Source organism: Actinomadura sp. 7K534, from assembly GCF_004348575.1.
GTDB classification, from domain to species: Bacteria; Actinomycetota; Actinomycetes; order Streptosporangiales; family Streptosporangiaceae; genus Spirillospora; species Spirillospora livida.
Window position 1 is genome coordinate 1 of sequence record NZ_SMKB01000216.1, and the last position, 11,805, is coordinate 11,805.

Genomic DNA, 11,805 nt, shown 5'->3' on the forward strand with positions numbered 1-11,805 from the left:
GACCGGGGTGTGGAAGGGCGGGTTGGGTCCCCAGGCGCCCTTGTAGCCGGGGTCGTCCTGCCAGCCGGGCGGGCCGAACTTGCCGGCGCCCATGATCTCGGCGCCGATGCCGGGGCTGTGCATGGCGGCGAAGGCGTGGTCGGCACCGAGACTGCCGCCCCGGGCGCCGCCCATCTCATGCCAGAAGCGGGTGGTGTACATCCACTCGTGCAGGCGTTCACCTGCGTGTCCGAACGGGGCGTCGGCGGCCTGACCCGCGCCGGTACCGAAACCGTCCAGCGAGATCGCGAAGTTCTGAACACGAACATCGGACATCTAGAGCCCTCCTTGGATCCGTCGGCGCCGCCCTCCGGCGCCGGTCACCAGAAGGTCGGAGCCGACCGGGCCGTCTCGACACGGTACGTCGAACTTCACCGCGATACCGCGATGTCGCCATTGACCATGCGTCATGCGGCACATGCGTCAACTGACCCGATCGAACCACCAGGCGGCCTCAGATCGGCTTCATCTCGCCTCACCACAGCTCCGCGCTCCCGCAGAAGTGGCGGATCCGGGTCGGTGAGGGTAGGGCGGCGAGGTCCTCAAGCAGGAGACCACGCGGCGGCCGGGGGGCGGCCGCACCGCCGAGATCACCGCCCGGAGGCCGCGGCGGTGATCTCGGCGGCGCGCTAATCCTGCTCTCAGGTTGACCGGGGACAATGAGCGGAAAAAGCATCGACTGGGAGGGGGCGGGCCGGCGTGCGGATCATGATCGCGGATGATGAGAGGGCCATCCGTGAGTCGCTGGAACGGGTGCTCCAGGTCGAGGGTTACGACACCAGCACCGTCGCCAACGGTCTCGCCGTGCTCGACGGGGTCGGGGGGGCCGGCGGTGACACGCCGGACCTGCTGATCCTCGACGTGATGATGCCCCGCCTCGGCGGGCTGGAGACCTGCCGGCGGTTGCGGGCCGCGGGCCGGGATCTTCCGGTGCTGATGCTGACCGCCCGTGACCAGGTCTCCGACCGGGTCGCGGGGCTGGACGCGGGCGCCGACGACTACCTGCCCAAGCCGTTCGCCACCGAGGAGTTGCTGGCCCGGGTGCGGGCACTGCTGCGCCGGCGCACGCCGCCCGACGGGGAGTCGCAGATCCTGTCGTTCGCCGACGTCCGGCTCGATCCCGACAGGTTCGAGGCGTGCCGGGGCGGGCGGCCGCTGCGCCTGACCCGGACCGAGTTCTCCCTCCTGGAGGTCCTCATGCGCAACGCGACCCGGGTCTTGACCCGCGACGCGCTGTTCGAGGCGGTCTGGGGCTTCGACATGAGCGCCACCGCCAACAACCTCCAGGTGTACGTGAGCTATCTGCGCCGCAAGATGGAGGCCGAGGGCGAGCCGCGACTGATCTACACGCTGCGCGGCCTGGGATACACGTTGCGGGAGACTCCTCCGTGAGCGGGCCCGCCGGCCGCGAACCGCGCCGGCCGGCCCGGTGGTGGCGCCGGCGGTCCCTGCGGACCAGGCTGACGGTGATCGCGGCGACGGCAATCGCGGCCAGCGTGTTCGTGGCCTTCCAGGTGGGCATCGAGCTACTGAACTCGGAGCTGCAGGACACCGCCGAGGATCAGCTGCGCGCCGACTCCCGCGTCCTGGCGACGAACGCGGAGCGCGCCGGTCCGGCGCAGGTCCGGCTACCGCCGTATCCCGGATCCGGTCGGCTGGTGCGGGTCGTCCTGCCCGACGGCTCGACCCGGACCCCGGCCGGCCAACCCGCGCTGCCCCCGGTCAGCGAGCACGCCGGGCGCGTGGCGCAGGGCGCGTCGGCCGATCTGCTGGAGTCGGACGACAGCGGCGGCTACCTCATCTACACGCTGCGGGCGGGCGACGGCGCGGTCCAGGTGGCCCGCGTCACCGACGACGACAGCCCGATCACCCGGTTCGGGCTGGGCATGCTGCTGATCGGGCTGCTCTGCGTGGTCGGCGGCGCCCTCGTCGGGCGTGCCGTGGCGCGGGCCGGGCTGGCACCGATCGACCGGCTGACCGCCGCCGCGGTACGCGTCGCGCACACCCGGGACCTCGACGCCGACATCCCGGATGAGGGCGGTGGGGAGATCCGGCGGCTGATTCAGTCGATCAACGACATGCTCGCCGCGCTGCGGGACTCCCGGCGGGCCCAGCGGCTGCTCGCCGAGGACGCCGCCCACGAGCTCAAGACCCCGCTCACCAGCCTGCGCCTCAACGTCGAGCTGCTGATCCGGCTCGATCGGCGCGGCACCCTGGACGGCGCACTGCCGGCGGAGAGCCGGACCCGGCTGCTCAACGATCTCGGCGCCCAGGTGGCCGAGTTGAGCACCCTTGCCGCCGAGCTGACCGACCTGGCGCGCGGCGACGTCGGCGACGAGAGCACCGAGCTGCTCGACCTCGCCGACGTGGTGGCGGCCGCCGCGACCCGGGCGCGTTCCCGCGTGCCCGACATCGAGGTCGCGCTCGACGAGACCTCCGTGTGGGTGAACGGGCGTCCCGCCGCGCTCCAGCGGGCGGTGCTCAACCTCATCGACAACGCCGGCAAGTGGTCCCCCGCGGACCAGCCGGTCCAGGTCCGGCTCCGTGCCGAGGGCGCGTCGGCGGTGCTCGAGGTCGACGACGCCGGGCCGGGCATCGACGCCGCCGACGTACCGCGGGTGTTCGACCGGTTCTACCGTGCCGACAGCGCCCGGGCGCTGCCGGGATCCGGTCTCGGACTGTCGATCGTGCAGCGGGTCGTCGACGCCCACGGCGGCCGGGCCACCGTCGCCCGCTCCGCACGCGGTGGCGCGCTGCTCCGGGTCGACCTTCCGGCCGCGGCCCCGCCGACCGAAGGGCAGCGGCCGTCGGGCCCATGAAAAAGATCCAGGACGGGCCTGGGTCCCCGTCCTGGATCTCGTCCGTGCCGCCGCGCTCACCGTTGCAGCGAGGGCTCCTCGTCGCCGGCGAGCGACTGCCGACCGTCCGGCGGCTCCGCCGCTGGACGGGACAGCCGGCTCGGCCACCAGATCCGCCGGCCGATCAGCAGGGTGAGGGCGGGCACCAGGACCGACCGCACCAGCAGGGCGTCGAGCAGCACGCCGAAGGCGACCAGGAACCCGAGCTCGATCAGCATCACCAGCGGAAGTGTGGTGAGGACGGCGAACGTGGCCGCCAGGACCACGCCTGCCGAGGTGATGACGCCCCCGGTGGCGGAGAGGGCTTTGAGCATGCCCTTTCCGGTGCCGAGACGCACGGTCTCCTCCCGGGCCCGGCTGGTCAGGAAGATGTTGTAGTCGACGCCGAGCGCCACCAGGAACAGGAATGCCAGCAGCGGCACCGAATAGTCGATGCCCTTGAACCCGAGGATCGTCTCGAAGACGAACACGCTGCCGCCGAAGGCTGCGGCGAATGAGACGATCACGGTGGCCATCAGGACCAGCGGCGCCACGATCGCGCGCAGCAGCAGCCCGAGGATGATCAGGACGACGGCGAGCACCAGCGGGATCACCAGCTTCTCGTCGCGGCCGGTGGTCACCTCGGTGTCGAGGTTCTCCGCACTCGGCCCGCCGACGATCGCCTCCGCCCCGCTCACCGCGTGCACGGCGGTGCGCAACCGCTTGATCGTGTCGTACTCTGCGGCGGTCCCTGGCGCGTCCGTCGGGAACGCGGAGATGTTGGCCCAGCCACCGCTGGTCTCCTCCGGGATGGCCAGGGCCACACCGCGAGTGTCCTTGACGATGTCGAGCACCCGCTCCTGGTGCGCCGCCCGCGTCAAGATCGTCATCGGCTGGCCGCCGAGCTCTGGGAAGTGCTGGCGGAGAACGGTGAAGCCGGTGACCGACTCCGGCGCGGACAGGAACTGGTCCTGCTCCCGCAGGGCGCCGGTGTTGCCCGCCAGCCCGATGGCGAGCATGCCGAGGATTCCGAACGAGCCGAGCGCCGCGACCCACCGGCGGCGGTCGATGGCGGTGCCGAGCCGTCCCCACAGCCCCGGCTTCTCCGCCGCGGCCGTGCTGAACCGCGGGATGGCCGGCCAGAAGATCCGCCTCCCGAGCACCACGAGCACCGCCGGGAACAGCGTCAGCATGGCCACCAGCGCGCACAGGATGCCGGCCGCACCGATCGGGCCCAACCCGCTGGTGCTGTTCAGGTCCGCGACGAGCAGGCAGAGCAGGCCGGCGGCCACGGTGGCCGCGGACGCGACGATGGCCGGCGCCGCGCTGCGCAGCGCGTGGACCATCGCGACCCGGACGTTCTCGTGGTGGTGCAGCGTCTCCCGGTACCGGGAGATGAGCAGCAGCGCATAGTCCGTGCCGACACCGAATACGAGGATCGTCAGCAGCGCCGAGTTCTGGCTGTTGACCACGATGCCGAAGCCCTTGACGAGCAGGTAGACGGTCGCCATCGCGGTCAGTGCGGCCGCGCCCACGGCCACCAGCGGGATCAACCACAACACCGGGCTGCGGTAGGTGAGGATGAGCAGGAGCGTGACGACGGCGACGGTGGTGAGGAGGACCTGAAGGTCGATGCCGTCGAAGACGGCGTCCATGTCGCCGTCGATCGCGGCCGGGCCGGTCACGTCGAGTTCCAGGCCGGCGGGGCGGTCCTTCGCGGCGTCACGCAACGGGCCGACGATGGCCTCCGGTTCGCCGTAGGTCGTGCTCACCGAGAGGGTGAACATCATCGCCTTGCCGTCGGTGGAGGATCTCGTCGGTGGGCCCTCGTCCTCGCCGCCGGCCGGGGCCGCCACCTTCGGCGGGTACCACTTGGCAAGGGTGTCGTAGTGGCGCTCGACCGTCGCGCGGTCGGCGTCGGTCATGCCGCCGGCGCGGTGGTACACGAAGACGAACGTGTTGTCGTCTCCGCCAGAGAGACCGTCCTCCAGCACCGCCACCTTGGTGGACTCGGCACTGGCGGGCAGGGTGTCCGCGGCGCTGTCGGTGGTGACCGAACTCAACTTTCCGCTCAGCGGCACCATGAACGCCGCCAGCACCATCCACAGGCCGATCACCAACCACGGCACCCACCGACCGGCCAACCGACCGGCCGGCGCTTCCCCGGACGGCGCTCCGTCGACTGCCATCACTGGCCTCCTACATACGGATTACCTCGCTGATCTGACGCCTGCTTCCTACCGAGCGAACCTGAGACGACTGTTAGTACGGAGCTCAGGCCGGTCGGCCGAACCAAGATCACAGTGGATTGAAGGACTTCACTGAACCCGGTGGGCTTCACCGGTCGACCCGGACACTTGGGTCTGGGGCGAGCGGCGTACCGACCCGCGATCAGGTCCCGGTGCCGGCGCAGTAGTGGCCCTTCAACAGGGCGCGATCTCCCGCACCTCCAGGAGCGGCAGATCCGCCGCGTACCGGCGGAGGAAACCGGCGGTCGGGGTGTCCGTTGTCGCGACGGTGTCCGGGGTGCCCTCCGCGACCACCGCGCCCCCGTCCGGACCGGCTCCCGGCCCCAGGTCGATCACCCAGTCCGCGGACGCGGCGACGGGGATGTCATGTTCGGCCACGACGACGGTGTTGCCCGAGTCGAGCAACACGTCGAGCGCGTCCACCACACGCTGTACGTCAGACGGGTGCAGGCCCGAGACGGGCTCGTCGAGAACGACGAGGCCCGCCTTGCGGCTTGCGGCACCGCGCTGGATCGCGGACGCCAGCTTCAGCCGCTGCGCCTCGCCGCCGGACAACTCTGTGGCGCTCTGGCCGAGTTGGAGATAGCCAAGCCCGACCTGGTTCAAGGCTCCCAGGGTCTCCGCGAGCTGCCAGGGCTCGGAGAACCGCTCTGCGGCCTCGGCGATGGTCAGCTCCAGCACCTGATCGATGGCCAACCCCTGATACCCGATCTCCAATGCCTCTGGCTTGTAGCGCCGGCCCTCGCACGCGTCGCAGACCACCCACACATCCGGCAGAAAGTGCATGTCGACCAGCTTGCGGCCGTATCCGGTGCAGGGCTCGCAGCGTCCGCCATCCGCGGTGTTGAAGCTGAACCAGGAGGCGTTGAGTCCGCGCCCGCGCGCCACGTCGGTCCCGGCGAACAGCTTGCGGACAATGTCGAACGCCTTGCTGTAGGTAGCGGGGTTGGACCGCGGCGTTCGGCCGAGCGGTTCCTGATCGACGACGGCGACCCAGCCGAACCCTTCGAGGCCGGTCACCTCCCGCACCGTGTCGGGCGCGGTCCCGTTCAGGGCGGCCTCCACGCCTGTTCCGAGCGCGCCGAGCAGGCTGCTCTTGCCGCTGCCGCTCACCCCGGTCAGGCAGGTGAGCCGACCGGCGGGGAAACGCACCAAGTCCGCGGTCACGTTGTGCGCACGCAGGCCGTGCAGCTCCACCCAGCCGGTGTCATCCGGGGCTGGGCGGCGGGTCCGGCGCAGCCGCGGGCCCTCACCGGCCAGATAGCGCCCGGTCACCGACTTCGGGTGCGCGGCCACGTCGGCGGGAGGCCCCGACACCATGACCTCGCCACCGAGGCGGCCCGCGCCGGGCCCCATATCGATCACCCAGTCGGCTCGGGCGATCAGCTCGGGGTCATGCTCGACCAGGAGCACCGTGTTGCCGGCCTCGCGCAGCTCCAGGGCGATGTCGAGCAGGTGCGCCTTGTCCGCCGGATGCAGCCCGGTCCCGGGCTCGTCCAGGACGAAGAGGATGCCGCTCAGCTCGGTGCTGAGCTGGGCGGCGAGCCGGGTCCGCTGCAACTCACCCCCGGACAGCATCGCCGCGCTCCGGGACAGCTGGAGATGGGCCAAACCGAGCCGGTCGAGGATCCCGAGCCTGCGGCCCAGGTCCTGCAGCAGCGGCTCGCCCACCTCGCGCTGCCGGGCGTCCAGGTCGTCCCCCACGCGCTTCGCCCAGTCGAGTACCTCCCGTACTTCCACCGCGAGCAGGTCGGGGTAGGTCAGCCCGCCGAGCCGCACGGACCGGGCCACCTGGTCGTAACCGCTGCCGCCGCAGGCGCCGCAGGGCCGCTTGCGCATGTACGGCAGGTAGCGCTGCTTGGCGCTGGAGGTCCGGGCGTTCACGAACACCCGCTCCACCTCGGCGAGCGCACCCCGCAGCGGCTGGCTCGAGGTGTAGGTCATCAGGGCCGTCTCATTCTTGTTCGGCATGTCGACGGTCGCCTCGATCTTCTCCTCACCCGTGCCGTACAGCACGCAGTGACGGAACTCCTCAGGCAGCGACTGCCACGGCCGGCCGAGGTCCACGCCCCGCTTCTCGGCGAGCGCCGGCACGAACGCGTGCTCCCCCGACCGCCACTTCCCGTACCAGGGCGAGGCGCCCTCGAAGAGCGGAAGCTCCGGGCGGGTGATGATCAGATCCTCCTGCGCCTGCCAGCGACCGCCCACCCCGTGGCAGTCCCCGCAGCTCCCTTCTGGTGTATTGCGGTCGAAGTGAGCGACCGTCAGGTGCCCGTCCCCGCTCTCCGCCGCCGGGGCCGCGCCGACCCCCGGAAGCCGCGAGTACAGCAGCCCCAGGTGCCCGTCGATGCCGGTGATCGTCGCGACCGTGGAGCGGGGGTTGCGGTTCAGGCGGCGCTGGTCGACCGCGAGCGTCGCGCCGAGCCCCGAAATGCGATCGACCTTCGGCCGATTGCGCTGGGTGATGTACTGCCGCACGAACGGCGAGAGTCCTTCCAGGTACCGCAGTTGGGCCTCGTTGTGCAGAGTGTCGATGGCCAGCGAGGTCTTGCCGCTGCCGCTCACTCCGGTGAAGGCGACGAGCCGCCCCTTGGGGATGCTCACCGACACGTCCCGCAGATTGTTGGTTCGAGCCCCCACCACCTCGATGGTCTCGCGCCCCATACTTGCGACGTCCGTGCTGCGGATCAGGGCCGGGACACCTCAGTGAGCTTGGCGATATCGGATGCGTAGACGCTCATCCAGTGCGGATGCAGCCGGTAGTAGACCACGTCGTTGTCCCAGTCGAAGGAGTCGTCGCCGTAGAAGTCCTTCAGATAGGAGAGCAGGTCCGGCCAGTCCGCGGCCGGTTCGCCGTGCCGGGGGTTGAGGATCTCCACCGTGCCGTGCGTGAACACACCCAGGTCCTCACCGCGCATGTGCGCGGCGCTGACGGCTGGGCGGGCGGCCAGGTGCCGGGCCTTGACGGCGCCGCGCGCCGTGCCGAAGTGCCACTTGCCGTGCAGGAAGTGCCCGTCCACGCCGCTGATCCGCGGTTCGCCCCTCGCCGTCACGGTGGACAGGGCCAGGGTGCACATGCCGGTGAGGACCCCGGTGAGCTGCTCCGCGGTCAGTGTGCTGTCCGTGCTGATGATCGACCGGAGGTGCGAGGAGGAGCGGGACAGAGAGGCGTCCAGCAGGGCCTGCAGCTCTTTGAGATCTTCTCGCGTTTCGCGCATGCAGTTCCTTGTCCGTCCGTAGGGCTCGGTCCGCGCTCACCATCGGCGCGACCGGTGAACCCATGATCGCTTCAAAACCTGACACCTAGCGTCATGTTTTCATCCGTCCCGCGTTCGGACCGCTGGTGATCAACCAGCTCGAGGCTGAGGGCCGCGAAGGTGTTCACCTGAGGCCGGTGCGGTCATCGCAGGCTCGCCCCCTCGTCGCTGTCCGGCGCGAGGCGTGACCAGATCCGGGTGAGGGCGTGCAGGTCGTCGTCGTCGAGACGGTCGAGGAAGAGTCGGCGCACGTCGGCGTGCTGCTGCTTCCATGCCTTGCGCAGGAGGTTGCGCCCATCGGGTGTCAGGACGGCGACGTAGCCGCGTCCGTCCCCGGCCGCACGCTGACGCTCGATGAGCCCGCGGCGCTCCAGCCGGTCGGCGAGCCGGGTGAAACCACCGGTCGACATCAGTCGATCCCTGGCCAGTTCGGACATCCGCATGCCGGAGCGACCGGCTCGACCGAGCAGGGACAGGACGCTGTATTCGGCCATGCTCAGGCCCAGCGGCGCGATCCCTGCCTCGATCTCACGCCAGATGCGGTCGTGGGCGTACAGGAAACCCTGCCAGGCCTCGTTCTCAAGGTCGCTCAGATGTGGAGTCGCCACGTCCGGAGTGTAGCGCGACGGCCGTCCTCATCGCCGCGGATACCTGTCTGCGCAGGCAGTACGCCAGTGGGAATATTTGTCTGCGCAGGCAGCTTATTGGGGTCGAGGACACCGAACGGTGTCCGCACGAGACCGTAAGGAGAGCACGTTGCCCACCACCGTCACCGGCGAGCGATCCCCCTTCGAGATCGGCTTCATGACGTTCGCCGAGATCACCGCCGACCCGGATACCGGCATGCTTCCCTCCGCGCACCAGCGCGCCCGGGAGACCATCGAGCAGGCGCGGCTCGCCGACGAGGCCGGGCTCGACCTGTTCGCCGTCGGCGAGCACCACCGCACCGACTTCGTCGGCTCGGCCCCCGCCGTCGTCCTGGCCGCGGCCGCCCAGGCCACCGCGAACATCAGGCTGACCAGCGCGGTCACCGTGCTCAGCTCCGACGACCCGGTGCGCGTCTGGGAGCAGTTCGCCACACTCGACCAGATCTCCGGAGGCCGGGCCGAGATCATCGCCGGCCGCGGCTCCTACACCGAGTCCTTCCCCCTCTTCGGCTACGACCTGGCCGACTACGCCGACCTGTACCGCGAGAAGCTCGACCTGCTGCTGCGGATCCGCGCGCAGAACCCGATCACCTGGAACGGACGGTTCCGCCCCGCACTGGACGCCGCCGACGTCGGTCCCCGCGCGATGCAGGAGGAGCTGCCGATCTGGGTCGGCGTCGGAGGCACCCCCGCCTCCGCCATCAGCACCGGCCGACTCGGCCTCCCCATGGCCATGGCGCTGCTGCTCGGGCCGATCACATCTCGCCGGCAGACCATCGACCTGTACCGAGAAGCCGCACGGCAGGCCGGGCACGACCCCGCCACGCTGCGCACCAGCATCAATCTCCACGGCTACGTCGGGCGTACCAGCCAGGGCGCCCGCGACACGATGTACCCCTACTTCGCGGAGGGCATGATGGCCAACAACCACCAGCGCGGCCGCGGGTTCGCGATGCCGCGGGCCGCCTTCGAGGCCCAGACCTCCCCCAACGCCGGACTCATCGTCGGCAGCCCGCAGGAGGTCATCGAGAAGCTGCTGGCCTACCACGAGCTCTACGGCCTGGACCGCGCCCTGATCCAGATCGGCTTCGGCGGGATGCCGCAGAAGGACGTCCTCGAGGCGATCGAACTGCTCGGCACCGAGGTCGCCCCCGTCGTACGCCGCGAGGTCGGCTCCCGGAAGGAGCAGGCGGCGTGACCACCACCGTGAGCGACCAGCGGGCTCTCATCGGCGGCCCCACCGGCCGTGCCCCCTCCCAGGAGAAGGCTCGGACACTGCGGGTGGTGGTCGTCAACGGCAGCCCGAGCGAGAAGTCCAAGACCGTCGGACTGGTCGACGTAGTGCTGCGAACACTCACCAGCGTGCTCGCCGTCCACGACGTCGCGGTCGAGCACACCCGCATCGACGTCTACCGGCTCGGCCCCGCCTTCACCGGAGCCCTCGAGAGGGAGGGCATCGCCCCCGAGATCGAGGACGCGCTCCGCCGCGCCGAGGAAGCCGACCTGCTCATAGCCGCCACCCCGGTGTTCCGCGGCTCGTATACCGGCCTGTTCAAGCACTTCTTCGACCTGGTCGACCAGTACGCACTCGCGAACAAGCCGGTCTTCCTCGCCGCCACCGGCGGCGGGGATCACCACGCGCTGGTCCTGGAACACGCCCTTCGCCCGCTGTTCGGGTTCTTCCAGTCGATGACCCTCCCGGTCGCCGTCTTCGCATCCTCCGGCGACTTCGACGGCACCACGCTCCTCACCCCACGCGTCTACGGCCGCATCGAGATGGCCGTCGAGGACGTGAGCGACATCCTCACGCTCGTGGCGACTCGCGGGAGGCCGGCTGACTGACACCAGCCGCGGCGCGGTGACCACAGGACGCGGCCGAGCCCATGAGGACGCGCGAGGCGGTCACCGGTGGCACGGCCGGCGGGCCTGGCGGCCTGCGTGATGGATCGGTCGGCGGCCGCGGGCTCCGCGGAGGGCCCGGTGATCGCCGCGCGGCGATACCCGACGCCCGATCGCCCGCCGGTCGTGTCAAGAGGCTTGACACAGAAGTGAAGCAGATCTTCGGGGTCGTCTTCCTTTGAGCCGACCACCGGCCGCCGAACTCATGGAAGTCGTGAAACAACGCTTTCGAGCCGCTGCGAGCCGTCCTATCGGCTCAGCAAACCAAGAATGGAAGCACTCTCATAAGGCATCTCGGCTACGGGAGGTGGAGCGCCGAACCGCACCACCCGCCGAATGGCGATCAAGCGTGCCGTGCGGCGTGGCACAGCACGCGCCGTCGCCTCTTGGAGAGAAGCCGCCGTGAAATTCCTACTCCAGCGCCCAGCGAGGCGCGCCATCGCCGCGTTGATCGGCATGCTCTGTATCACAGCACTCTTTTCGGCCACGGCCAGGGCGGACAACCCGATCGTCCAGCACGTGTACACCGCCGACCCGGCTCCGCTCGTGCACAACGGCCGCGTCTACCTCTACACCGGACACGACGAGGACGGCTCGACCTGGTTCACCATGAAGGACTGGCGGGTCTGGTCGTCGGCCGACATGGTGAACTGGACCGATCACGGCTCCCCCTTGAGCCTCGCCACGTTCAGCTGGGCCAGCGCGAACGCATGGGCGGGACAGGTCGTCTTCAGAAACGGCAAGTTCTACTGAGCCCATTTCATCCTGTGGCGGCGGGCTGCTGGTCACAGCATGATCGCGATGCGCCGGTTGGGGCATGACGTAGAGAGACCCCTGGTAGACGGGTTGATCACCACAATCACGTCGCCTGAACCAG

9 protein-coding genes and 1 pseudogene are annotated in these 11,805 nt (G+C 70.2%); 5 read left to right on the forward strand and 5 right to left on the reverse strand.

The genetic code is table 11. The annotated features are described in order from the left end of the window. A pseudogene (locus E1266_RS29545) lies at positions 1-315 on the reverse strand (dihydrofolate reductase); the annotation flags it as partial. A 423-nt stretch (positions 316-738) separates the two neighbouring features. On the opposite strand from E1266_RS29545, the gene E1266_RS29550 reads away from it, so the two are divergent. Both E1266_RS29550 and E1266_RS29555 read left to right on the forward strand, forming a co-directional pair. Then, positions 739-1,431 carry a response regulator transcription factor gene (locus E1266_RS29550; RefSeq protein ID WP_132052588.1) on the forward strand — a complete coding sequence of 231 codons (693 nt, stop codon included), beginning with the start codon at positions 739-741 and terminating at the stop codon, positions 1,429-1,431. Then, a complete protein-coding gene (locus E1266_RS29555) occupies positions 1,428-2,858 on the forward strand; it encodes a HAMP domain-containing sensor histidine kinase (RefSeq protein ID WP_132052590.1) in 1,431 nt (476 codons plus the stop codon). Before E1266_RS29550 ends, E1266_RS29555 begins: the two co-directional genes overlap by 4 nt. Positions 2,859-2,914: 56 nt before the next feature. Here the strand turns inward: E1266_RS29555 and E1266_RS29560 are convergent, their stop codons facing one another. From E1266_RS29560 to E1266_RS29575, 4 genes are all read right to left on the reverse strand, one after another. Next, complete coding sequence (locus tag E1266_RS29560) at positions 2,915-5,005, reverse strand: MMPL family transporter (protein WP_207945987.1); 2,091 nt, start codon at positions 5,003-5,005, stop codon at positions 2,915-2,917. A 294-nt stretch (positions 5,006-5,299) separates the two neighbouring features. After that, the gene (locus E1266_RS29565) at positions 5,300-7,789 is read right to left on the reverse strand and encodes an excinuclease ABC subunit UvrA (protein WP_132052594.1); all 2,490 of its coding nucleotides are present in this window, start codon (positions 7,787-7,789) and stop codon (positions 5,300-5,302) included. Between the two features lie 23 nt (positions 7,790-7,812). Further along, on the reverse strand, positions 7,813-8,343 hold the full coding sequence (locus E1266_RS29570; protein WP_132052596.1) for a pyridoxamine 5'-phosphate oxidase family protein: 531 nt from the start codon (positions 8,341-8,343) through the stop codon (positions 7,813-7,815). Positions 8,344-8,525: 182 nt separating this feature from the next. Continuing rightward, positions 8,526-8,990, reverse strand: a complete 465-nt coding sequence (locus E1266_RS29575) for a MarR family transcriptional regulator (RefSeq protein ID WP_207945988.1) — start codon at positions 8,988-8,990, stop codon at positions 8,526-8,528. Between the two features lie 148 nt (positions 8,991-9,138). Here E1266_RS29575 and E1266_RS29580 point away from each other — a divergent pair, with 148 nt between their 5' ends. From E1266_RS29580 to E1266_RS29590, 3 genes are all read left to right on the forward strand, one after another. Continuing rightward, on the forward strand, positions 9,139-10,227 hold the full coding sequence (locus tag E1266_RS29580; protein WP_207945989.1) for an LLM class flavin-dependent oxidoreductase: 1,089 nt from the start codon (positions 9,139-9,141) through the stop codon (positions 10,225-10,227). Beyond that, complete coding sequence (locus E1266_RS29585; RefSeq protein WP_207945990.1) at positions 10,224-10,871, forward strand: NAD(P)H-dependent oxidoreductase; 648 nt, start codon at positions 10,224-10,226, stop codon at positions 10,869-10,871. The genes E1266_RS29580 and E1266_RS29585 overlap by 4 nt, the downstream gene beginning before the upstream one ends. Before the next feature lie 393 nt (positions 10,872-11,264). Further along, positions 11,265-11,681, forward strand: coding sequence for a family 43 glycosylhydrolase (locus tag E1266_RS29590; protein WP_243719040.1), 417 nt, complete (start codon positions 11,265-11,267; stop codon positions 11,679-11,681). Positions 11,682-11,805: the final 124 nt, after the last annotated feature.